Below are 24,014 nucleotides of genomic sequence, written 5' to 3'. Positions count from 1 at the left end.
CGGCTACTCGGCCAGGGCGGCCTCGAGCTCGGCGTCGAGCTCAGCGCGTTTCCTCTCCACCCGTTTGTCATGCGTGATGGAGATGAAGCAGGCCAGGAAGTACAGGCCGGCGATGGGTACGGACATGAAGACCATGGACCAGGGATCCGGCAGCGGGTTGGCAATCGCCATGAAGGTGACGATGCCCACAATGGCCCAGCGCCACCCTTTGAGCATGGTCTTTCCCTGCATGAGCCCAAGCATATTGAGGGCGACGAGCAGCTCGGGCAGGAGGAAGGCGATGCCGAAGACGAGGACCAGCCTCATGACGAAGGAGAGATAGAGGTTTGCCCCGATCACTCCGGCAGTGGGGCCGTCAGGGATGAAGCTGGTGAGGATGGAAACCGCATGAGGCATCACCCAGATCCCCAGAGCCGCACCGGCCAGGAACAGAAACAGACCGGCTGCGCCATAGGCCCAGGTGTAGGCCTTCTCTTTACGGGTCATTCCCGGTCCCACGAAGGCCCAGAACTCGTACATCCACAAAGGTGAGGACAGCAGGACGCCCAGCCAGATCGACACCTCGAGCTTCATGTCGAAGGAGGCCAGGATCGTGTCGAAGTTCAGGGTGAGATTCGCGCCCTTGGCATTGGCCTGCTCAATGGGGCGGGTGATGAGGGCGAAGGCGCGTTCGTAGAGCATATAGCCCACGACCGTCATCACCATGACGCCTACTGCGGAGACGAAGAGACGCTGGCGCAGCTCGCGCAGGTGGTCCCCGATGGACATGCGCGCCTCAGGGTTGTCCCTGCGCCTCGATCGCTTGATCTGAGGGAGCTTGGGCACCGCGGCCTCCTTCGTCTGCGGGTCACCGGCTCTCGCCGGATGACATCATTTCTGGGATGAACCCTCGGCGCTCTGAGCGGTCTGACCGTCCTGGGTGGGCTCGGTGTAGTAGGTGCCCTCCTGCGGCTGCTGGATCTGAGCCTGGGAGTCCTTGGAGTCGTCGTCGCGCAGCTCCTTGACCTCCTTCTTGAAGACCTTCATGGACTGGCCCACGCTGCGGGCGATGTCAGGCAGCTTCCTGTAGCCGAACAGCAGAATGACGACGATGAGCAGGAAGATGATGTGCGACGGCTTAAAGAGGTTCACGGCGCTGCTCCTTGTGGTAGGGGCTATCGATACGGGCTGAGTGTAGCCTCCCGGGCCGGCGCCTCAGAACGGCGGCCCTGGCGGTTCTCCCCAAGGCGGACGGGGCAGGGCTCAGCAGTTATATGAGGCCAGAGCCTGTTTGGCTGCTGCGGCGGCCTCCTGGGCGAGATCCGGGGGCTCCACCGTCACAAGATGACGACCCGCTGAGAGAACCAGGCCGATGAGCCAGGCGCGGTCGCGTCCCTCAACGACAACCCTGAGGCTGCCGTCTGCGGTCTCCTCCTGGAAGACGCACGGGATCTGCTCCGCCAGCCAGCGGCCCGTCGGATGCAGGACCAGCGTGGCGCGAGGTCTGTCCCCCGCGGAGTGATCGGCCGCAGTCTGCTTCGTTCTACGTGAGGCGCGATGCCGCACGGAAGGGGTGTCGAGCACTGTGATCGATGTGATCCGGTCCAGGCGGAAGCTGCGCTCGGCCTTCGCGCTGAGGCACCAGCCCACCAGCCTCATATGTGATCCATCACTTTCCAGTGTGATGGGATCGACGTCTCGCTCCGAGGGGGTGTCAGTGGCGGAGACATAGACCAGGTGGAGACGGCGCCTGTCCCGCAGAGCGGAGCGCACAGCGGCAAGAACTCGGGGCATATTCCTCGTGCGGCCGGCGTGCTCCAGGCCCGGGCCGGTGGAGGTGACGGATCCCGGATCGACGTGTGCGTCGGAGTCGTCGTCGGAGGCGCCTGAGGTGAGCAGGGCGGTCACCGCCTGCTGGGTGGAGGCGATCACGGGTGCGGAGGCTTCGTCGTCGGCCAGGAGGTCGGCGAGCACCCTGAGCGCCATGAGCAGAGAGATCGCTTCCTGCCGGGTGAGGCGAACCGGGCGGTCCAGTCCCAGTGGTTCGGACAGGCGCAGGCGCCCGGCCTCGAAGTCCGAGGCGTCGAAGTCCACGAGGTCCCCGTGCATGCCGCCGGGCAATCCGGAGACCCACAGCGTGTTGACGTCGCGCTCAATGACGGCCGGGGGCACGCCGAAGTGCTCGGCGGCCTCGGTGACGGTCACGCCGGGGTGGTCCGCGACCCAGGCGGGCAGGGCGAGCAGTCGCGTGAGCTGGTCGGAGGCGGATGCGCGCGCCATCGTCACTCCCCCTCCGGTGCCGTCAGTCCGGCCGCGCCTCGCAGGTGGGACAGGACCGCCCGGCGCAAGGAGTCGGGGGCGAGGACGACGACTGCGTCGCCAAGAGCGGCCACGGTCCCGGCGAAGGAGAAGGAATCCTCATACTCCACGGCGATGAGATCGCGGCCCTCCAGGTGCGTGGGCAGGTCTGCCGGTGGGTCCTGAGCCGGGTCGAGGTGGGCCCCTGCCAGACGCAGTCCCAGGGCCCGCCCTGGCAGGGCGGCGAGCAGCGCGCGCCGGCGGCTGGGTGCCTTGGTGGGAAGCCGGGTGAAGGCTCCGGGGCGCTCATGGACGGTGACTGTCCCGGTGATACGGGCCAGGCGGAAGGTAAGCAGCCTGCCGGCGGTTCCTGCCGGTTCCTCTGGTGTCTTGCTGTCGTTCAGACTGTGGGGACCGGCGGGTTCGACGGCGTCGAGGTACCAGGCGCCCTCAGCCAGGCGCAGGTGATGCGGCTCGACGGTCCGGGCCCGGGTGCTGCCCGAGCGGGCGGAGACGTAGTCGAAGGTGACCAGGCGGCGCTCGTCGACCGCGGTGATGAGCTCCTCGGGAATCTCCTCACCGGACAGGTCCGCAGTGAGAACCGGTAGGCCGGTGGAGCTGCCCCCGGTCGGCCCCTCGCTCACGGCGCGCAGCTTGGTCAGGGCCCTCCTGGCCGTGGCGGGAAGACCACCGTCGCGCCAGGCGGAGGCCGCCAGGCTCAGACAGGCGGCCTGCTCGGCGCTCAGATGCAGCGCGGGCAGGGTGTAGTCCTCCTCGACGATCCGGTACCGGGGCTCCTCGGAGCGTCCTGTGGTGGTCACCTCGATACCGAGCTCGCGCAGCGTGTCCTTGTCCCGCTCGAACTTGCGGCGAGCCGAGAGCGGATTGGTGGAGGGGTCCGCTAAGCCGTATCCCGGCACACTGGCCACGAGCTCCTCGGCACTGAGACCGGTGGTGGTGTTGCGCAAGGTGAGCAGAAGGCTCACCAGGCGCTCCTCGGTGCTACGGGTCGGCTGGCTCACGGTGCCCCAGCCTAGGAGAATCCGGTGGCCTGCGGCTGGTGACGCGCGCGCCCGGATAGTCTGCCGCCATGATGTGGCGCGATGGCGTAGTGACCGGGACCAGGACGGCATGGGGACCCGCGGGGCGATCCTGCGCCGAGCTGGACGTGGAGATCGTCGGAGCCCCGAATGGTGCGGACGGCCTGCTGCCCGGCCAGCGGATCCGCGCGGTCGCCTACGAGGCCCTCACCGGGCTGCCCGGCGCCGCCGAGCGGGTGAGGCTGGAGGTCTCAGCCCTCGACCGCGCCCTGGGCACGGGCGGGCACGCCATGGTCAGCTCTCGCCTCGACGTCCTGCCCCCCGATCCTCCGCGCGAGGGGCACCTCGTCAAGGCCCGCTACATGCCGGACCAGGTGATGGTCACCGGCGTTGACGAGCAGGGCACGGCCCACCACGGCCTGCTGTCCCAGCCGATCGGCAGCCTCCATCTGGAGCGGATGCCGGTGGTGGTGGCCGACCTGCACTCGAGCCTGCCGGCGGTGCTCGCCGGGCTGCGCTCCCCCGACAGCCAGGAGCAGCCACGAGTCGCCTACATCATGACCGACGGCGGGGCCCTGCCCCTGGCCTACTCACGTGTCGTTGCCGCCCTGAGCCAGGCCGGGTGGCTGACCGGGACCATCACGGCCGGGCAGGCCTGGGGCGGTGACATTGAGGCGGTCAGCATCCACAACGCGCTCCTGGCAGCCCGGCACGTCCTGCGCGCCGACGCCGCCGTCGTCATCCAGGGGCCCGGGAATCTGGGCACGGAGACGCCCTGGGGCTTCTCCGGCGTGGCCTGCGGGGACGCGGTCAACGCCATCGCCACGCTGGGTGGGCGCCCGGTGGCCTGCCTGCGTGTTTCCCAGGCCGATGCCCGCGCCCGCCACCGGGGCGTGTCCCACCACTCGATGACGGCTTACGGACGAGTCGCACTGGCGGGGGCCGACATCGTCGTCCCCGACCTGGAGGGGCCACTGGGGGCACAGGTGCGTCAGGAGGCCGAGGCCTTGTGCGCGCCCCGGCCGGGCGCCGGGCAGCACCGACTCGTTGAGGTCCCCGCTGACGGGCTCCTGGAGCTGCTGCGGGAGGCGGAGGCGCAGACCGGGGTCAGGCTGTCCACCATGCGACGAGGTTTGGATGAGGATGCAGCCGCCTTCATCGCCGCAGCGGCGGCCGGTCGCCACGCGCGCCAGATCCTTGACGAAGGAACGGCACATGGCTGATCGAGACGGCCAACCGGGCGCGACGGCCCGCAGCGCGGTGCTGCCGACGACAGCGAGTCTGTCAGCGGCCTACGACTGGCAGGCCCGTCACCGCACGGTGCCGGGACGAGGAGGTCGCTGGGCACACTACTCGATCCCGGTCGTGGATCTCGCCCTGGGGACCGTCTTCCTCGCCTTCGCTCTGGAGTCGGTCACCTTCATCCTGCGCTACGGCGGCTACGCCGTCTATGTTGCGGACTTCGCCCTGTGCCTGGCGCTGGCGCTGACGCAGTTCGGCAGGCTTCGCTTCCTGCGTGCCTCCTTCATCGCGACCTACGCCCTGCTCGCGGCCTATGCGGTCCTCGTGGCCCTCTCCCCCGTCAACCTCGGCCTCAACCCGATCATCGCCACGGCCATCACCAGTCTCTACACCATCACCCGCTGGGAGCCCGACCGGCGCTGGGGCACGGCGGCACTCCTGCTGGCTCTGGCCGGCGCCCTGGTCAACCCCGTCACCTTGGCCTCTTACATCCGGCCCTATGAATCAGGTGGCGACCAGACGACAAGCGGCGGCTGGAACGAAGCCATCCTGGTCGCCCGCACGCTCACCAGCCTGGTCTTCGTCGGTGCCGTGGTACTCACCTACCTGCTGGCCTCCTCCCGGCGCCGGATCGCCGAGAACCAGGCCCTCGACGTCGGCATCGCAGCGGCCCAGGCGGTTGCGGCCGAGCGCCTCAGCCTGGCCCGAGAGCTCCACGACCTCGTGGGGCACAGCCTCACCACGATCAAGGTGCAGGCCGCCACCGGACTCGCCCTGGGCGGTGAGGAACGGCTGCGCAGCACCCTGACCACGGTGCGCGACACGGCTGATGCCTCCCTGGCCTCCGTGCGCCAGCTCGTCTCCGTCCTGCGCTCCGACGCCGGCGAGATCACTCCCTTGGCGGACCTACGGACCATCCCGGCCCTTATCGCGACCACCCGCAGCTCAGGCAGCCGGATCAGCGCCGCGCTTCCGGAACCGGAGGTCCTGGACCGCTGCAACTCGGCGTGGTCGGCGATACAGCGTCTTACCCTCGTGCGGCTCGTGGGAGAGACTCTCACCAACGCCGTCAGGCACGGAACCGGCCAGATCGAGCTGAGCCTGACACTGTCACAGGAGTCCTGCCACCTTCACGTCGCAAACCCGGTGCCCAACGTCGCAGAGCACTCCCCCTTCGGCGGCAGCGGGCTCGTCGGCCTCGAGGAGCGGCTCAGGCTCGTAGGCGGAACCATGACCCACGGCGTCCACAACGGCGAGGACCGCAGAGTCTTCACCATCGACGTCGACTTCCCCGTGGCACCGCTCGAGCTGCCCGCGAGCGCCACGACGGCCGGCGAGACAGGATCAGGAGAGTCCAGATGACACTCAGTACGACCGGTGCGATCAGGGTGGCTGTTGTCGACGATCAGCCGCTGCTGGTCAGTGCCTTCAGCGCTCTCGTGGCCGCACAGCCCGACATGGAGGTGGTTCTGGAGGCCGTCAACGGGCGTCAGGCCGTCGAGGGTTTGACCGCTCGAGCCACCGGTCCCCACGGAGGGGCCGACCTTGTGCTCATGGATCTGCGGATGCCGGTCCTGGACGGGGTCAGTGCCATTCGCGAGCTGCGTGCCGCACCGGCCACTGCCTCGTTGCGGGTCCTGGTCCTGACCACCTTCGATGATGACGACCTCGTCCTGGCCTCGCTGGGTGCAGGCGCCCACGGCTTCCTCCTCAAGGACGCCGAGCCGGCGACCCTGCTGGAGGCGATCCGTGTCGTCGCCGGCAGAGGGTCCTGGCTGGATCCGGCCGTCACCGGAACCGTTCTGGCGCACCTTGACGCAGGTACCGGACCTGGTGCCCCGCCGTCGTCGGCCTCCCCGTCGGCACCGACTGATGGGGCCGTGCCCGTTGTGGGGGCGCCGTCGGGACCTTACGAGGCTCTCACCGGTCGGGAGGACGCCGTGCTCGCCCTGGTGTGCCAGGGGCTGAGCAACGCCCGGATCGGTGAGCGGCTCCATGTTGCCGAGTCGACGGTCAAGTCTCATGTCAAGACGATCCTGGGCAAGACCGGCTGCCGCAACCGGGTCGAGCTCGTCATCTATGCGCTGACCACCGGGCTCGTCCAGCCGCGGTAGTCCTCCTCCCCAGGGAGGAGACGGGGCCGCGGTGGCGGGCACGGGCTGTATCCCTGGTGGGGATCCGCCGAGGTACCAGTGCGCACGAGCATAGGGCCATGACATCTCCCCACACAGCCACCACTACGGCATCACCTCTCTTCTCCCCCGCCCGCGCCACCGACCTCGCCGCCGGGTTGAGGCTCGCCGGGGTCTCGAAGTCCTTCGGTCGCCAGCAGGTGCTCAACGGCCTCGACCTGTCGGCCTATCCCGGCCGTGTCTACGGGTTGCTCGGCCTCAACGGCGCCGGTAAGTCGACCGCCTTCAACATCGCTCTGGGACTGCTCGAGCCCGACGCCGGCCGTGTGGAGATCCAGGGCGCTCCGTTCTCCCGTCACAGCCTGGCCCGGGTGGGGGCATCCATTAACGGCCCCGCCCTTTTCCCCCAGCTGTCCGCGCGACGCAATCTGCTCGTCCACTGCCGCCTGACCGGCACCTCCCCGGCGACGATCACCCCGCTCCTGGAGCGTGTGGGGCTGGCCGGGATCGGTAGGAAGCGCGCCGGCTCCTTCTCCACGGGTATGAAGGTACGCCTGTCCCTGGCCATGGCGCTTCTGGCCGATCCGGAGGTCCTCATCCTCGATGAGCCCCAGAACGGACTGGATCCTCAGGGCATCATCGAGCTGCGCGATCTCGTGCGGAACCTGGCTGACGAGGGACGCACTGTCGTTGTCTCCAGCCACCAGCTCGGGGAGATCGCCCGCATGAGTGACGACATCGGGGTTCTGGCAACCGGGCGCCTCGTCTACGAGGGTCCGCTGGCCGACTTCGCCGACGCCGACGACGAACGGGCCATGGAGGCGGCCTTCCTGGCCGCCGTCACTGCTGGTGGGCGCCGCACTGAGGTGGAGGCGCAGGCATGAGCGCCTCCGGCACCGCCGCGTACGTGAGCCTGTGGGACCTGGTGCGCGCCGAGGTCACCCGCAGTCGGCGCACCTTCACCTGGGGCGTGATCGGGGCGACTCTCATCTTCACCGTTCACACCATCATCCTGGCGAACGCCTCGATCTCCTCAGGTGTGGTCGCGGAGCTCCAGTGGAACGGCAATGCTCTGGCGTGGATGCATATGTATGCCGGGGGCTTCGCTGTGCCTCTGGGGCTGCTGACCGGGGCGATGGCTCAGTGGCGTGAGCAGCGGTGGCGTCAGGGTGGGACGGCGTGGCGCGCCGTCGCGCCGCGCCGGGTGGCGGGTGCCCGCATCGTGGTCCTGAGCCTGTCCGCGCTGGCCTGCCAGGTGGCGCTGGTCGCCCCGGTGGTGGTTCACGCCCTCATCGTCGGCAGCGGCTGGGGTCCTTGGGACCGGTACCTGCTGTTCGCCACCTACATGTGGATCGTCGTCACCGGGGCCTGCGCCTGGGGCATGGCAGCCTTCCGCGTGCTGCGAGTCATCGCCGTCGGGATCGCGCCTGTCCTGGGCTTCGTCTGGTCCGTGATGGGCGTGGTCCAGGCCGAGCGGAGCGACTGGTGGATGCTCCCGTGGGCCTGGACGGCCAGGGTCCCATTGCCCCTGCTGGGGGTTCACGGCAGCAGCGTGCTGCTCGAGGCGGACTCGCCGGTGTGGGGCTACCCGCTCCTGCCCGGGTTCCTGCTGACGGCCGCCCTGACCCTGGCCGGTACCGGCCTGGCCGTTCTTGGCGGCACATCTGGGGGTATTGAGTCCTCGGCGTGGTTCGTCGTCGGGCTCAGACGCCTGCTTCCCGGCGGACAGGCCACCGACGCTCAGCCGGAGAATGTCTCGGAGCAGGCCCCGGTGGAGGCTCCGACGTCGCTGCCCCGGAGTACCCCGCAGCTCCGTGCTGCGCCTGCCACCCGCATGGCCCGTATTCCCGGGCCGCGAAGCGCCGTCCTGGCGATGGCCGGCGTCCTGCCCTGGATCGTGTGGGTGGTCCTGGCGACCTTGCTGCTCGCCTTTCTGGGTGTCCTCCACACCGTGTATCCACCCGGGTACGGGCAGAGCTTCCTCGAGCTCATGGGAGTGCCGGTTGCCGCGGCCCTCGTCGGCATCACCGTGTGGGGACGCCTCCAGCCCGCCTGGCGCACCCTCATCACTCGCCAGGGATCCTGTGGGATCCTGACCTCAGCCGCGGTCCTCAGCGCCCTCTTCCTCATCCCGGTCCTGGTCGTCTCCTGGATCGTGACCGTCGTCGGCGACACTCTGACCCGCACGGACCCGAACCTGCCGGCGGTGACCGGCCCGGTCTACGGGCTCCTCGTGATGCCGGCCGTGGCCTTCATGATCGCGGCCGTCAGCCTGGCGGTGGCTCTGAGCACCCGGATCGTCGTGGCGATCGTCCTCAACGTCATCCTGGTCATCATGGGGCTGCTCATCGGCGGCAACGACGTTATGGCGGCCACCTGGCTGTGGCGCCTGGCACCCTGGGGCTGGATGGCTGTCGCCCACCAGTTCCCCGAACGCTGGCTGGAGATCGGCCTCCTGAGCCTGCTCATCGGCTCGGTGGCGATGGGGGCAGCGGTCCTGGGAGCCAGGCGCGCCGCCACCCGGGAGTGAGCCGATCCGGGGCAGCCGGTCAAGTCCTACCGTCGCCTCGGGTCGGCGCACCGTTCTCGGACGGATGATTCCACCCGTGGCGACGGTGGTGAGCACCGAGGGGCTGCTCGGGTCTCACCCAGGTCATAGGCCAACGGTCGGTCAGTGGCCCACCGGCTTTCCGATAGCCTAGGCCCATGAAGACCTTTGAGGACCTTTTCAGCGAGCTGCAGCACAAGGCGGCCACCCGCCCTGAGGGCTCCGGGACGGTGGAGGAGCTGGACCGCGGGGTCCACTTCATCGGCAAGAAGCTTGTCGAGGAGGCCGCCGAGGCCTGGATGGCCTGCGAGCACGAGTCCGACGAGGCCGCATGTGAGGAGATCAGCCAGCTGCTCTACCACGCCCAGGTCATGATGGTCGCAAAGGGCTACAGCCTCCAGGACGTCTACCGCTACCTGTAGGTCCCGAGGCCCCATGCCTCCTACCCGACTCCCCCACCACAGATCAGGAACCGCCGTGCTGCGTATCGCCGTCCCGAACAAGGGATCCCTGTCCGATCCCGCCATCACCATGCTCTCCGAGGCGGGCTACCGCACCCGCCGCACGGGCCGTGAGCTCGTGCTCGTCGACGAGGCCAACGACGTCGAGCTGTTCTTCCTGCGTCCGCGCGACATCGCCGTCTACGTCGGTCAGGGCACCGTGCACGCCGGCATCACCGGCCGCGACCTGCTCCTGGACTCCGGGGTCGACGCCGTCGAGCACCTGCCCCTGGGCTTCGCCCGCTCCACCTTCCGCTTCGCCGCCCCCAAGGGCACGATGAGCTCCCTGGCCGACGTCGCCGGGCGCCGTGTGGCCACCTCCTACGACGTCCTGGTGCGCAGCTACCTGGCCTCCCGGGGCGTGGAGGCCCAGACCGTTCACCTCGACGGTGCCGTGGAGTCCTCCGTCCAGCTGGGCGTGGCCGACCTCATCGCAGACGTCGTCGAGACCGGCACAACGCTGCGGGCGGCCGGACTGGAGACCTTCGGGGACCCGATACTCGTCAGCGAGGCCGTACTCATCACCACCGAGCAGTTCCGCGGAGAGCCCGGTCTGGCCACGCTCGTGCGGCGTCTGGAGGGGGTGCTGCGCGCCCGTGCCTACGTGCTCGTGGACTACGACATCCCCATGAACAAGCTGCACCTGGCAGCGGCACTCACTCCCGGCATCGAGTCCCCCACCGTCTCCCCGCTGCAGAATCCCGACTGGGTGGCGGTGCGCGCCATGGTCCCACGGGCGGACATGAACCGGGTCATGGACGAGCTCTACGAGGTCGGGGCGCGCGCCATCCTCGTCTCCTCACTGCTGGCCTGCCGGCTGTAGATAGCCGCGAGGCATGGCAATGACAAGTGCTGTGGCCGCTACCAGCAAAACCGTGCAGGCGCCCAGCGCTGGGACGAGTCCGGCGGTGAATCTCTCACCAGGGGCGTAAGCGCCGAAGGCGGTGAAAAGGGCGGTGCACAGCGCGATGCCTGTGGCCGTCCCCAGCTGACGAGCCGTTTGATTGACTCCTGAGACGACGGCGCGCCCCTGACACCCGTGTACTTACTGCCCCAGGGGAACGCACACCTCAGCGGCCTTGGGCGTCTTCTTGTCGCCCAGGAGCTTGTGGGAGGTGAGGAACTCGATCATGGCGGCGACGTCGTCGACCCGCACCGAACCAATGGGGTGGCTGCCGTCGCCGCTGACCAGCTTGCCGGTGGCCACGGCGACCTCGCGGGCGCGCTTCGCCTGCGTCTGATCCACCTTGAGGTCGTCCATGTGGTCCTTGGTGGCCTCGACCGCCGCGTCGGGGTCCTTGACGAAGGCGGTCATGCCCTTGATCGAGGCCTTGACGACGCTCTCGAGGTCCTGGTGACGGGAGTCCAGCAGGGATCGGGTCGTCACCAGCGAGACGCCCACGAGGGGGATCCGGTCGGCGACCTGGATGGTACGCACGGGGGTTCCGGCCTGGCGGATCTGGATCGCGTCGTTGTTGGAGAAGCCGACGACGGCGTCGACCTTGCCGCCGACGAGCGCCGCCTGCTGGGTGTAGCCGATGTCCTGGATCGTCAGGTCGGACTCGGTCAGGGAGGCCGCGGACATGGCCAGCTGGAGGGCGTACCAGGTCTCCCCCTTGCGGCCTGGAGTGCCGACGGTCTTGCCCTTGAGGTCCGCGGGGGCCTTGATCGAGGAGCTCTCCGGGACGATGAGGCAGGCCGGGTAGGACTGGTAGCAGCCACCCACGATGACGAGGTCGGAGCCGTTGGAGGTGGCCACCACCGCCTCGTCGGCGCCGGCGACGACGAGCTGCTCCTGGCCGCTCTGGAGGGCGTCGAAGAGGCCGTCCTGCGCCCCGTGGTGGTGCAGCGTCACGTTCGCGGCGTATGTCCCGTCCTTCTTAGCCATGTAGAAGGGGGCGAACTGGATGTTCGGCGTGTAGGTCAGGCCGATGGTCAGTGCGCCTCCGGCCGCCGAGGCCGACGCCGCGCGGCTGGCGGTCCCCGAGGAGCAGGCGGCGAGTGCTCCGGCGCCGGTGAGCGCCAGGCCCCCTGCCAACAGCCGGCGACGCGAGAGGAATGACTGGGAGACGATGTGGTGAGAGATAGCCATGATGAGGAGTTTCCTTGTGTCGGAGGGGTGGGAAGCGGGCGCCGCGCAGGGCTCAGGTGGCGCGTCGGCCTCGTAGGGCGTCCACAGTGCGGCTGCGTCGCTCGAGCTCGTGGAGCACCCAGTGGATGGATGTGGCCAGCACGCACAGGAGCGTGATGGTGGCGAATACGCCGGTGGTGTCGCCCCGGCTCTGCTGCGTGGAGAGCACGGTCCCCAGGCCCTCGCCGCCCATGATGAGCTCGCCGACGACCGCACCGGTCACTGACAGGGTGAAACCGGTACGCAACCCGGTGTAGATGGCCGGCAGGGCCATCGGAAGCTCCATGTGGATGAGCATGCTCAGGCCATGAGCGCCGTCGAGCCGGGCGGCGTCCATGACGTCGGCGTCCAGACTGCGCAGCCCCAGGAGCACCGTGATGGTGATGGGGAAGAAGACCATGAAGGCGCACAGGACCACGATGGGAAGAGCTCCGTAACCGATCCACAGAACCATGAGGGGCGCGACGGCGATGCCGGGAACCGCCTGACTCGCAGCGACATAGGGCAGGACGGTTCGGGAGAACAGCCGCCAGCGGTACAGGGCCCAGGCCAGGGGCAGAGCGAATACGGCGGCCAGGAGACAGCCGAGGAGGGCCTCACGCAGCGTGATCCAGGCTCTCCACCCCAGCCCGGCCTGAGTGAGGTTCAGCCACAGGCGGGTGACGACCGCCCAGGGGCTGGGTAGGAAGATCTCGGGGACGGCGCCCGATCCGGCGACGAGCTGCCAGATGATGAGCAGTGCCGTTCCCAGGACGACAGCGGGCAATGGCCCGCTCCGCTCAGCAGCGCGGATGCGGCGCCGACGACGAGCCGAAGGTCTGGGCAGCGACTCTGAGAATGACTCTGACGGGGAGGTCATCGACGAGGCCGAGGACGTCGACGGCTCCGGAACGTCACTGGGCGGCTCGGCGGGGGAAGCGTGGAAGCGCGAGGCCTTGCCGACGGGGCTGGGGCTGTACACGACGGTGTCCTCCCGGGTCCTTCCGGGAACGAGCGCTCCCGGCTGCACCGGGGTCCGCCTGCACGCCGTCGGTCGGCGCACACACGTGCTGGGCGCTCGTCAAGTCCAAGATCCGGTGAGCCCACGGCCGTCCGTGAGATCGGTACGTTGTCTCGAACTGCGGGTCTCCCCGCCGGGCGCCACGCGCATCCTCCCATCCGGACTCTCACCGTCGGTGCCGGAGTTCCACCGGCTCAACCGCTGGTCCCCGGGCTGCTTGACGCTGCCATGGCACGAGCGGGTCGCGGACTGTTACCGCCGGTTCGGACTTTCACCGACCCCGGAGCACGTTGCTGCCGGTAAGGATACAACGCAATCGTCCCATGACGATACTTGGAGCTTCTCAATGGCTGTGCGTGCGCTCACAGGACGTCATTCAGAGTGTGTCGAGCCGGTCACCACCAGCAGAACAGTGACGCACGGTGTCCGCAACCGCCCGGCGCAGATGATCCGGGCCCTTCCTGAGAGAGGTCTCCAATGCCTCTGAAGGATCGGAGATCTGGATGATGCCCTGGGCTCCCAGATCACTCAGACGCCGCAGAGCCTCGGCATCGACCCTGACCCGTCCGGCGAAGACGATGGATGGCACCCCGCACTCGCAGGCCAGGCGGAGCACTCCGCTGACCGCCTTGCCGTCCAGGGACTGCCCATCGACGGCCCCCTCCCCCGTCAGCAGCAGGTCAGCCTCCTCCAGCCGCTCACGTAGCCCGACGACGCGAGCCAGATGATCGATGCCGGTGGCAAGCTCCGCCCCGAGAACAGCAGCCAGTGCGAAGGCGGTGCCACCTGCCGCCCCGGTGCCCGGGCGGCAGGTCCAGTGACTCAGGCCGAGGACTGCGGCCAGGCGCGTCATCTCGCCGTCGACCCATGTGATCGCAGGCCCGGCCAGTCCCTTCTGCGGGCCGAAGACGACTGCCGCGCCGTGGGGACCCGTGAGTGGATTCGTCACGTCACCGGCCACTGTGATGCCCACACCCTCAAGGCGACGGCGAGCCGGCTCGGCCTCGATCCGCCGGATGCGAGAGAACTCGGCGGGTACCGGCTCCACCTCGCCTCCCCGTTCGTCCAGGCAACGGGCGCCCAGCGCGACAAGCATCCCCAGGCCCATGTCGTTGGAGGCCGACCCGCCCAGTCCGATGAGCAGTGAGCGGGCACCGGCGTCTACTGCGGCCGCGATGACATGTCCCAGCCCAATGGTCGAGGAGCGCATGACGTCCCGTTCTCCCGGAACGATGTGCTCCAGTCCGACACTGGACGCCAGGTCGATGACGGCCCGGTCGCTGTCGCGTCCGAAGCCCGCCGTCCGTGGCCGGCCCAGGGCGTCAACCGTGGTCACCTCCTGCCATGAGGCGTCCCAGGCGGCGGTGACGGCCTCGGCGAAGCCCTCTCCGCCGTCGGAGACGGGAACCTGATCGACCAGGCACGTGGGCAGGGCATCCCGCACCCCGACCGCCATGGCCCGAGCGGCCTGCACGGCGGTCATGGACTCCTTGAAGGAGTCGGGTGCAACGACGATCCTCATGCCTGCAGCACTGTCCAGCTACCCTGCCCGGCTACGCGCGTGAGGCGGTGACGGCGGCGTCGAACTCCTCGGAGATCTCCTTGGAGGGCTGACTCGTGCGAGACACGGCCCAGGCCACAGCCAGGTTGCCCAGGAATCCGGGCACGATCTCGTAGAGGTCGAAGATGCCGCCCGGGCCGCCGGAGACGTTTCCCCAGATCATGACGACGACGGCCCCGGTGATCATTCCGGCGAAGGCTCCCATGGCGCTCAAGCGCTTCCAGTACAGCGACAGCAGAATGGTCGGTCCGAAGGAGGCCCCGAAACCGGCCCAGGCGAAGGCCACGAGGTCGAGGATTGTTTTACTGGGGTTCCAGGCCATGACTGCCGCGACCAGGGCGATGGCGAAAACCGCCATGCGCGAGTAGAGCACCATGCGGTTGCCACTGATTTTATCCGTACGGGTTCGGGCGAAAGAGCCGTACAGGTCCTCGATGAGCGCTGAGGAGGTGACGAGCAGCTGGGAGGAGATCGTCGACATGATGGCGGCGAGAATGGCTGCCAGCATGAATCCGGCGACCAATGGGTGGAAGAGCAGCTTGCCCAGCGTGATGAAGACGGTCTCCGGGTCGGCCAGCTGCTTCTTGTCATGCTGGTACGTGGCCACGCCGACAATGGCGGTACCGGCTGCGCCGAGCACCGCGAAGAGCATCCAGCCGATCCCGATGGTGCCGCCGGCCACAGCCTCCTTGGGACTGCGGATGGCCATGAACCGGACGATGATGTGCGGCTGACCGAAGTACCCCAGGCCCCAGGCCAGTGCCGAGACAAGGCCGAGCAGCGTTGACGTCGGGCCCCAGATGGCCCAGTAGTGAGGGTCGACCTCGGAGACGGCCTTGGTCAGGTTGGTCAGTCCCCCGAGCCGAATGACCCCTGCGACGGGCACCATGACTAAGGCAGTCACCATCATGACTCCCTGGACGAAGTCGGTGTAGGACACGGCCAGGAACCCGCCGATGAGCGTGTAGACCACGGTGATCGCGGCGACGATGACCATGCCGAGACGGTAGTCCATATCGAAGGACGACTCGAAGAAACGGCCACCGGCGACCATCCCGGAGGAGACGTAGAAGGTGAAGTAGACCAGAATGATGAGACCACTGGAGCACCGCAGCAACCGGTGCGTGTCGTGGAGACGGTTGTCCAGGAAGCTGGGGACCGTGATGGAGTTGTTGGCGACCTCGGTGTAAGCACGCAGTCGAGGAGCCACCAGCAGCCAGTTCGCCAGGGCCCCGATCGTCAGCCCGACGGCGATCCACCCCTCGACCAGGCCGCTGGCGTACAGGGTTCCCGGCAGCCCCATCAACAGCCACCCCGACATGTCCGAGGCTCCCGCCGACAGGGCCGCCACCCAGGGATTGAGGTCGCGGTCGGCGAGCATGTAGTCGTCGAAATTGTCTGTTCGTAGATAGGCCCAGCCCCCGATGGCGAGCATCGCCACGAAATAGATGATCATCGCGATGGCTTGATAGGTAGTGGCAGTCATCAATATGTCCTCACGTCAGTCAGAGGGGAGACATACCGCTGCTGCCACTGGAGAAAGGACTCGTGGGGTCTCTTGAATGATCCAGGTCGGCAGTACGCGGTATATCGCGGCTCGTCGTTGATGTTCCTGATGGCGTGACCATGAGTGACAGACAAGCACCGCGGATGACTCGGAAATCCGTACGTGGCATGACATGACGGGCAGCAGTGACCGCTCATAGCATCATGGTCGAGGTTTCTTCATCGTTCCTTCTGTGTGGGCACGACTCAACGCACGTGAAGGACGATGGCCATGGCGTAGTCACCGTCATGGCTCAAGGAAACCGGCCAACACCCTGGGGTCAATACCTCCTCTCCGAGGCTGCGCTCAACAGCGTGGGCAACGGTGCCGCTCAGACGTAAAGAAGGACGGCCCCACCGATCGGTGACAACCTCGATCTCACGCCAGTCGACGTCCTCGGCCAGGATAACCGGAGAAGTACTCGTCCCGCGACTTTTTGCGCAAAGAACGTGTGCCTGGCTCCAGGCCTTGATGAAAGACTCCTTGGCCGCCCACCGAGCAGCCAGGTGCTGGGCCGGGATCGATCCCCTCTCCTGCGAGCGACGCTGAGCCTCGCGGAGCTCGCGCGCAGTGAAGACGCGTTGTGCAAAGACTGTGCCGGGCTGATCGAGCTGGGTGGAGAAACCAGGAACGTGCACCAGGTCTGTGCCCACCGTCAGAACGGTTGAACCGGGGAATGTCTTCGGCACGTCCGGAAACTGCGGCTCCGTCATGATGGAATCCTCATGAAGTAAAACTTACGAATCAATTACGCAATTCCTTTGATAATTCCATGTGAGCCAAACAGGGCCGGTTCTACAGACGGTATCCATCGTCTGTAGAACCGGCCCTGCCTGCTATCGTGATGAGCTCACTCGCCGGCGTGGTAGGCGCCGTCGGAGCCCAGGCGAGCCTCGGGGTCGAGCAGCATGGCGGCCTCGACCTCATGCGGGTCGCGCTGCTTGGACTCCTCCCCCAGGCGCCGACCCTGGACCTGCTCGAACAGCGGGGCCCGGCCGATCATGCCGGCGCGACGGCGTCGGGTACCGGCGGCCAGGCGGGCGTTGGCGGAGGCCAGCCAGGCGTCAACCGCCTTCTGCCCCTCGGCCTGACGCAGTGCGGCCTCGAAGGCACCGGGGTGAACGATCGCGATGAGACCGGAGACGTGTCCGAAGCCCAGCGAGGTCAGCAGACCGGCTCGCACCGGGCCGGCACCGGGGACACGCCCGTCCTTGCCGCCACGGCCGGCCAGACGGATGGGCCTGCGTGGCCACACCCAGAAGGCGTCCTTGGCCAGTGGGGCGTCGACGACGTCCAGGGAGGCGTTACCGGGAGCCACGCCGGAGGCGAGAATCTCGGTCAGACCCGCGACCTGGAAGACGGCGGCACCGCCCTTGGCGTGACCGGTGATGGTCTTCTGCGAGACCGCCACCAGCGAGTTGCCCTCGGAGCGTCCCAGTGCGCGCGCCAGACGCGTGTGCAGCTCGGACTCGTTGGGGTCGTTGGCACCGGTGGAGGTGTCGTGCTTGGAGACCAGCGCGATGTCGTCGGCCTCCACACCCAGGGCCGCCAGGGCCTTGGCCAGGCGCGAGCTGCGCCCGCCGCGGCCGGCGCCCAGGGCGCCCAGTCCAGGTGCCGGGATCGAGGTGTGGGCGCCGTCGGCGTAGGAGGAGACGAAACCGACCACGCCGGCCACCGGCAGGCCCATCCGGGCCGCCACTGAGCCACGGGCCAGGATCACCGTGCCGCCTCCCTCGGCCTCCACGAATCCGCCGCGACGGCGGTCGTTGGCACGGGAGAAGTGACGGTCGGAGATGCCCTTGGCGCGCATGGCCGCGGCCTCCGCCGTGGCGTTCATGTTGCCGAAGCCGACGACGGACTCGATCGAGATGTCGTCGATGGCGCCGGCCACGACGACGTCGGCCTTGCCCAGGGCGATCTTGTCCCAGCCCTCCTCGATGGAGACCGCCGCGGTGGCGCAGGCGCTCACCGGCTGGACCATGGCGCCGTAGCCGCCGATGTAGGACTGCATGACGTGGGCGGCCACGACATTGGGCAGGGCCTCCTGGAGGATGTCGCTGGGACGCTCCTCCCCCAGGAACCGGCCGACGAACATCTTGCGCATCGACTCCATGCCGCCGAACCCGGTGCCCTGCGTGGAGGCCACGTCGGAGGGGTGGACGGCCTTGAGGAGCTCGGCCGGGGTGAAGCCGGCCGACAGGAAGGCGTCGACGGCGGTGACCAGGTTCCAAGAGGCGATCGGATCCATGCCCTGGGTCATCGAGGCGGGGATGCCCCAGCGCTCCGGGTCGAAGTCGCGCGGGAACTGGCCGCCGACCGTGCGGGACAGTGCGGCGCGGCGCGGCACCCGGGCCAGTGAGCCGGCCAGGCGGGTGACGGTCCACTCTCCGGTCTCGGCGTCGGGAACCACGAGCGTGTGCTCGGGGTCGGAGGACTCAATGGTGCGGGCCGTGGCCTCATCGGGAACCGACAGGGTGATGTCGCGGTCGAGGTAGACGGTGACCTCCTCGTCGGCGATCGGCGCGATGACGCCGTCGTCGACAAACTCGCGGATACCGCAGCGGGCCACGACCTCGTCGCGGTAGCGGTCCAGGATGTCGGACTCCTCGACCATCTCCCCGTCGGCGTCGTACCAGCCGGCCTTGGGGCTGTCCTGCCAGGTGAGCAGCCCCATGCCCCAGGCGAGCTCGAGGACGCCGGCGGCGGTCAGGTCGACGTCCTCCCCGCCGCTCATGCCCAGCTCGGCCTCGCGGCGCGTACGGCCCGATCCCCAGGTGGAGACCTCTCCGGTGGAGATGATAACGACCAGGTCGTCGAGGTCGGCGCTCACCTCGCCCCACTGGGGGGCGGTGGGCTGAGTCGGGACCACCGGGGTGGGCAGGGCCTTGATGACGGCTGGGGCCTCGGTCTCCTCGGTGGGCGCGGCGGCCTGTGCAGCGGCGTTCTCACGCAGCGCCACCAGGTCGATGTCGTCGCCCAGTCCCCCGGTGAGGTCGGCGTTCACCGGGGCCTGGGCCGCCTGGGTGCGCACCGCGGTGGTGCACAGGTCGGTGAGCTCGGAGGCGATCTCCTCCGTGGTCCAGGTGCGCACCCCGGCTGCCTCGACGGCGGCGACAAGCGGGTCGTTACCGCCCATGAGGCCGGTGCCCTTGACCCAGCCGATACGGGGGTGGGCCAGAGTGACGCGCTGGGCCCAGGCCCGCTCCGACGACCAGCGGTTGACGATCGCGTCCAGGGCGGACTTGACCTCGCCGTAGGCGCCGTCACCGCCGAAGGTGCCCCGGTTCGGGGAGCCGGGCAGAACCACGTGCAGGCGGTGGTCGACGTGGGTGTCGGTGCCGATGGCGCTCAGGGCGGCAATGGTGCGCTCCACCGACCACAGCAGCAGGCGGGTCTGGGACTCGGCCGTGGGGCCGGCGTCAGCCAGTGTGCCCGAGACGCGCGGTGCGGCGAAGGGGAACAGGAGGGTGGGAACCAGGGCCTCCTTGACGACCTTGGTGGAGCCTCCGGAGGTGACCACCTGGTCGTTGCCGATCCACTCGGCCAGGGCGTCGACATCCCGGTAGGAGGACAGGTTCGCGGGAACCATCCACAGCTTGGCGCCGGCTGCGGCGTGCTCGCGGTACAGGGTGGTGGCGAACTCGAGGCGCTCGTGGGTCAGGCGCGAGCTGGTGGCCACCACGGTGGCGCCACCGGCCAAAAGCTCTCCGACGACGGCCGCCGCGATGGAGCCGGGGGCCACGCCGGTGACGACGGCGACGTCCTCGGACCAGCGCACCGCGGAGTCGCCGGCCTGGGGGGCCTTCGGCGCGGCCTGGGCGATCTCGGTCAGGACGGCGGCGCGCTCGGCGCCGTCGGCCAGATCGGATGCCTTGACCTGCTTGGCCCACCAGGTGGCGTGATCGGCCACCGCCTGCCCCAGGCCCACGAAGCGCTCGGGGGCCAGGAGCCGGCGGAAGGCGTCCAGGTCGGTCTCGCCGGAGCCGAGGCGGGCGACGTCCTCGCGGGCAGTGGCCCAGCGGTCGTCGATGAGGACGGTGCGCTCGGGGGCGAAGGCCGGGGTGACGGACTTGACCCATCCGGCGCCGAGCTCGGCGTCCAGGGCAGCCATGGCGGCCCTGGCACGGGAGGCGTCATCGTCGGCATCAGCCGGGACAGTGGCCTTCTCGGCCAGGCCCAGGGCGTCCAGGAGGGTGCGGGCCGTGGTGGCCAGGACGCCCTCATCGCCGGTGACGCTCTGGGCGAAGGCATCCAGGGCCGCGGAGTCGACCACGGCGCCCCCGGCGCCGCCGGCACTCGGCTTGGCGACGGTCACGCCATGGTCTGCGGCGACGGCCTGGACGGCAGAGTCGATGAGGGCGTCCACGGCGCTCGCGCTGGTCAGCGGGGCCGAGGACCCCAGGGAGGCCAGGTCCTCGCCGCGCATCGAGGCGCCCTCCCGGGTGCCCAGGAACAGCGCGGCGGTCACGTGGGAGACCCACCCCTGCCCCAGGCCCCAGGTGCCGGTGACGCGGTCGGCGATACGGGAGGCGCGCACGCCGGAGGGGCCCAGAAGGCGACCCAGCCCCACTCGGATGGCCTCGGTGAGGACGGGACCGAAGGCCTTGTAACCGGGGGCGCCCTTGGCGACCGTGGCGGCCAGGGCCGTCATGTCGGCGTCAGCGGCGCCATCGATGGAGGCGAGCTCGAGCTCGGTGCCCAGGTCCATGAGGAGCTGGTTACGACGTGAGGAGACTCCGTTGGTGAGTGTCTCGGTGGTGTCAGTGGCGCCGATCTGCTCAGGACGGATGCGCGAGGCGTGGGCCAGGAGCACCGTCAGAGCGTCGGTCGCACCGAAGGGGAGATCGTCCACCGGTCCGCCGGCGGCCGGAGCAGCCGGAGCGGGCGCGGCCTCAGCCGAAGGAGCAGAGGCCTGCTCGGCCGCGGCGGTCTGCGCGGGAGCAGCGGCCTCAGCGGCCGGCTCCTCGGCGGCCGGAGCATCGAAGTCCGGCTCGGTGAGCTCGACGGCCGGGTCGGTGTCGGTGGCCAGGACCCGGGCCTCGTCGCGACGAGCGTTGTGCACGGTGACGTGGCGCCCGGCGTGCTGGGGCAGACGCAGGGTGTTGGTGGCCAGGTTCGCCAGGGTGGGCGAATTGGCCAGGCCCACCTCGACGATGTGCTCGATCCCCAGGCCGCCCTCGCTCGGGGAGGACAGCAGGACCTCCTGGGTCTCGATCCAGCGCACCGGGGAGGCGAACTGCCAGGCCAGGAGCTCGACGAGCAGAATGCGGGCCAGCTCCGTGGGGCGCTTCACCCAGGAGTCCCAGTCGGCCAGGATCTCCTCGACGGGCTCGGAGGGCACGACCTCGAGGATCGAGCGGGCGAAGTCCTGTGTCAGGGCGAAGGGCCTGGCCACGAGGTTGGGCACGTAGTGGCCCACGAGGCGTGCGACGTCCAGGTCGTCGGGGACGAGCTCGAGCAGGCGACCACGGAACTCCGGCACGCCGGGGCGCAGCACCTCGGAGTGGAAGGGCACATCAATGCCAGGCACGAACATGAAGGGGTTCTTGCCCCCTCGGGCCTTGGCCTTGGCACGGGCGTCGGCAGCCAGGGCGTCCAGGCCCTTGATCGTGCCGGCCACGGCGTACTGGACGCCGGCCAGGTTGTGGTTGACGATCTGGAGGAACTCGCCGGTCTCCTGGGAGATCGACTGCACGTAGTCCTCGACCTCGTCGGCCTTGATCCCCGCCTGGTTGGGGCGCAGGGCGCCCATACGGTAGTTCGATGCACCGTCGGCGTCACGGGGCACCAGCGAGTGCATGGTGGAGCCGCGCTGGAAGACGATCGAGATGGTCGTCTCCACGGGCATGACGCGCCCGTAGGCGCTCAGCGCCGTGTACTCGCCCAGGGAGTGGCCGGCGAAGGCGGCGCCGTCCACGAGGGCACCGGCCTCGGCCAGGCGCGCAGTGGTCGCCATGGCCACGGTGGCCAGGGCCACCTGGGTGAACTGGGTGAGGTTGAGCAGGCCCTCGGGGTGACGGTAGGTGACACCGCGGGCGGTCATCTCGGTGGGGTTGTCGCGCACCAGGTTGATGACGGAGAAGCCCAGCTCGGCGCGGGTGTGGGCGTCGGCGCGCTCCCAGATCTCCCGCGCGGCCTTGGAGGAGTTCATCTCGTCCAGACCCATGCCGGGGGCCTGGATGCCCTGGCCGGGGTAGACGTAGGCGGTGGGCTCGGGCGTCGTCACGGCGGTGCCGCGGGAGACGACCTCGCCGTTGATGCGGCAGACGACCTCCAGGACGTAGCCGCCGCCGACCACCAGGCCGGTGCGCTCCACGGTGATCTCGACGTCGTCGCTCAGCTCCACCGGACCGGTCATGACGTAGGTCCATCCGGCCAGGACGTGGCGCGAGCCGTCGGCCGCGGTGGAGGCCGCCACCTGCTGGGCGGTGGCCGACAGCCACATGCCGTGAACGAGAGGGGCCTCCATACCGGCCACGTGAGCGGCGTTGTAGGAGGTGTGGATCGGGTTGAAGTCACCGGTGACCCGGGCGAAGGCCGTCATGTCCGCAGGCGCGGTAACGGTGGTTCGGCGCAGGATGCGACGTGCGGCCGGGGCCGTCTCGCGGCCGGTGCCGCCGGCCAGCTCAGGGGCGCTGGGCACGGCGTTGCCGGAGGCGCGACCGCGGATGGCGAAGCGCTCGCGCATGAGTGCCACGATGGTGCCGTCGCCGGCGTCGGTCAGCTCCAGGCGCACGTCGACGACGCGACCGGCACTGGACTCCTCCAGCGCCGCGACCCAGCCGGTGACGTTGATCGCGGGGCTGGTCGTGGCCGCGGCCTCCTGCAGCTGGTGGAGGGTGAGGTGCAGGTCGATGGTGTGGTCCAGGTGGACGGCGCCGAGCAGGCCCTCGATGAGCGGCATGCCGTCCTCGACGACGCTGCCCAGGGCGGCGTAGACCACCGGCCAGCAGGGGCCGAGCAGGGCGTCGGGCACGAAGGGAGCGGCAGACAGGTCCGCAGGCAGGGCATCGGCCGTCACTGAGGCGTGGTCGTGGCCCAGGGTGCTCGCCAGAGTGAAGGAGCCGTGGATGGTGCCGAAGGGCTGGGTGGTGGGACGCCCCAGGACGTCCGTGGCACCGGGCCGTGCCGCACGGACCTCAGGCAGGTGGTCGACCTCGTCGCCCGTGATGGACACGGCACCCACGCCGGCGGTGGCGCGCAGCAGGTCGTTCATCGTCTCGCTGATGCGCTCGGGGTCGACCAGTGGGGCGGCGCCGTCCCAGGCGCGGGCCAGTCGCAGCGGCACCACGAGGCGGCGCACGGCGTGGATCTTGTCTCCGCCGGGAGTGTCGTCCCAGTGGGTGTCGAGGCGGATGTCGAGGTCGTAGGCGTCCTCGGCGACGTCCGGGCGGGCGACGACGTTGTAGGCGTCGTCGGCCAGGACGGTGGCGGGATTAACCGTCAGGTGGCCGTTCCACAGGACGTGGGGGGCCACCTGGACGAGTTCCTTGGCATCGGCCACGGGGGCCGCCAGGACACCGTCGGCCACGGCGGGGGCGGCGCCCAGACGGCCGGCGGCCTCCTGCTCGTCCGTGCCGGACTCCTGAAGGGCCTCGACGGCGGCGGTCTCGAAGCGGCCCAGCAGCTCGCCGACCGGCTCGTTGATGGTGGTGATGCCGGCCACGGCGACGGGACCGGGGATGATGCGCACCTGGTCAGCGGTGTAGCGCGGGTCCTGGGACTGCCACAGGGAGTCGGTTCCCCACCAGCGCAGGATGTCGGCGTCGACCACGGGCACGAAGGGCACGGGCTTGGGGTGCTTGCGGCACAGGTCGACGAACCAGGCGGCGTCGACGGGCTCCACGAGGGTGGAGGCGGCCGACGGGTAGCGCTCGGCCAGGGCGGCCAGGGCGGCGTCGGAGTCGATGACGGCGTCGTAGTCGGCGAAGAGCGTGGGGATCTCGCCGTGGTCAGCCTGGCTCAGACGGGCCTCGATGCGGTGCAGCAGGTCGATGAAGCGGTCGTACCAGCCCTCGTCGGCCCAGTCGGCGCGGG

The 24,014-nt window shown here is 69.2% G+C and carries 17 protein-coding genes and 1 riboswitch; of the genes, 7 read left to right on the top strand and 10 right to left on the bottom strand.

Features of this window, described 5'->3' with window-relative positions:
- Positions 1-3: 3 nt before the first annotated feature.
- The 4 genes from tatC to BKH28_RS03630 form a co-directional block, all read right to left on the bottom strand.
- Positions 4-825 (bottom strand): twin-arginine translocase subunit TatC, encoded by an 822-nt coding sequence (tatC, locus tag BKH28_RS03645; protein WP_075376836.1) that lies wholly within the window; start codon positions 823-825, stop codon positions 4-6.
- Positions 826-870: 45 nt separating this feature from the next.
- Entirely contained in the window at positions 871-1,131 is a 261-nt protein-coding gene (gene tatA / locus BKH28_RS03640) for a Sec-independent protein translocase subunit TatA (RefSeq protein ID WP_075376835.1), read from the bottom strand.
- A gap of 111 nt (positions 1,132-1,242) precedes the next feature.
- Entirely contained in the window at positions 1,243-2,259 is a 1,017-nt protein-coding gene (locus BKH28_RS03635; RefSeq protein ID WP_075417531.1) for a helix-turn-helix transcriptional regulator, read from the bottom strand.
- 2 nt (positions 2,260-2,261) lie between these two features.
- Positions 2,262-3,299, bottom strand: a complete 1,038-nt coding sequence (locus BKH28_RS03630; RefSeq protein ID WP_256695463.1) for a helix-turn-helix transcriptional regulator — start codon at positions 3,297-3,299, stop codon at positions 2,262-2,264.
- A 68-nt stretch (positions 3,300-3,367) separates the two neighbouring features.
- Here BKH28_RS03630 and BKH28_RS03625 point away from each other — a divergent pair, with 68 nt between their 5' ends.
- From BKH28_RS03625 to hisG, 7 genes are all read left to right on the top strand, one after another.
- The gene (locus tag BKH28_RS03625) at positions 3,368-4,540 is read left to right on the top strand and encodes a DUF3866 family protein (RefSeq protein ID WP_075417530.1); all 1,173 of its coding nucleotides are present in this window, start codon (positions 3,368-3,370) and stop codon (positions 4,538-4,540) included.
- On the top strand, positions 4,533-5,921 hold the full coding sequence (locus tag BKH28_RS03620) for a sensor histidine kinase (protein ID WP_075417529.1): 1,389 nt from the start codon (positions 4,533-4,535) through the stop codon (positions 5,919-5,921). Before BKH28_RS03625 ends, BKH28_RS03620 begins: the two co-directional genes overlap by 8 nt.
- Complete coding sequence (locus tag BKH28_RS03615; RefSeq protein ID WP_075417528.1) at positions 5,918-6,673, top strand: response regulator; 756 nt, start codon at positions 5,918-5,920, stop codon at positions 6,671-6,673. The genes BKH28_RS03620 and BKH28_RS03615 overlap by 4 nt, the downstream gene beginning before the upstream one ends.
- Before the next feature lie 98 nt (positions 6,674-6,771).
- A complete protein-coding gene (locus tag BKH28_RS03610; RefSeq protein ID WP_075417527.1) occupies positions 6,772-7,575 on the top strand; it encodes an ABC transporter ATP-binding protein in 804 nt (267 codons plus the stop codon).
- Positions 7,572-9,221 carry a hypothetical protein gene (locus BKH28_RS03605; protein ID WP_075417526.1) on the top strand — a complete coding sequence of 550 codons (1,650 nt, stop codon included), beginning with the start codon at positions 7,572-7,574 and terminating at the stop codon, positions 9,219-9,221. The genes BKH28_RS03610 and BKH28_RS03605 overlap by 4 nt, the downstream gene beginning before the upstream one ends.
- Before the next feature lie 176 nt (positions 9,222-9,397).
- Positions 9,398-9,661: a phosphoribosyl-ATP diphosphatase gene (locus BKH28_RS03600; protein WP_009232973.1), complete on the top strand. Its 264-nt coding sequence runs from the start codon at positions 9,398-9,400 to the stop codon at positions 9,659-9,661.
- A 55-nt stretch (positions 9,662-9,716) separates the two neighbouring features.
- Positions 9,717-10,562 (top strand): ATP phosphoribosyltransferase, encoded by an 846-nt coding sequence (gene hisG / locus BKH28_RS03595; protein WP_075417525.1) that lies wholly within the window; start codon positions 9,717-9,719, stop codon positions 10,560-10,562.
- 222 nt (positions 10,563-10,784) lie between these two features.
- On the opposite strand, the gene BKH28_RS03585 is transcribed toward hisG, so the two are convergent.
- The 6 genes from BKH28_RS03585 to BKH28_RS03560 form a co-directional block, all read right to left on the bottom strand.
- Positions 10,785-11,831, bottom strand: coding sequence for an ABC transporter substrate-binding protein (locus tag BKH28_RS03585; protein ID WP_075417524.1), 1,047 nt, complete (start codon positions 11,829-11,831; stop codon positions 10,785-10,787).
- A gap of 52 nt (positions 11,832-11,883) precedes the next feature.
- The gene (locus tag BKH28_RS03580; RefSeq protein WP_075417523.1) at positions 11,884-12,879 is read right to left on the bottom strand and encodes an ABC transporter permease; all 996 of its coding nucleotides are present in this window, start codon (positions 12,877-12,879) and stop codon (positions 11,884-11,886) included.
- A gap of 133 nt (positions 12,880-13,012) precedes the next feature.
- A riboswitch (FMN riboswitch) is annotated at positions 13,013-13,163 on the bottom strand.
- A gap of 83 nt (positions 13,164-13,246) precedes the next feature.
- Positions 13,247-14,392 (bottom strand): glycerate kinase, encoded by a 1,146-nt coding sequence (locus BKH28_RS03575; RefSeq protein ID WP_075417522.1) that lies wholly within the window; start codon positions 14,390-14,392, stop codon positions 13,247-13,249.
- Between the two features lie 31 nt (positions 14,393-14,423).
- On the bottom strand, positions 14,424-15,917 hold the full coding sequence (gene putP / locus BKH28_RS03570; RefSeq protein ID WP_075417521.1) for a sodium/proline symporter PutP: 1,494 nt from the start codon (positions 15,915-15,917) through the stop codon (positions 14,424-14,426).
- 266 nt (positions 15,918-16,183) lie between these two features.
- Positions 16,184-16,690, bottom strand: a complete 507-nt coding sequence (gene acpS / locus BKH28_RS03565; protein ID WP_075417520.1) for a holo-ACP synthase AcpS — start codon at positions 16,688-16,690, stop codon at positions 16,184-16,186.
- Positions 16,691-16,827: 137 nt separating this feature from the next.
- The coding region (locus BKH28_RS03560) for a type I polyketide synthase (protein ID WP_075417519.1) at positions 16,828-24,014 on the bottom strand (7,187 nt) is incomplete at its 5' end.

Origin of the sequence: Actinomyces oris (genome assembly GCF_001937665.1) — a bacterium.
GTDB lineage: Bacteria > Actinomycetota > Actinomycetes > Actinomycetales > Actinomycetaceae > Actinomyces > Actinomyces stomatis.
Note: the sequence above shows the minus strand (reverse complement) of the source record. Positions and strands in the feature narration are given on the sequence as shown.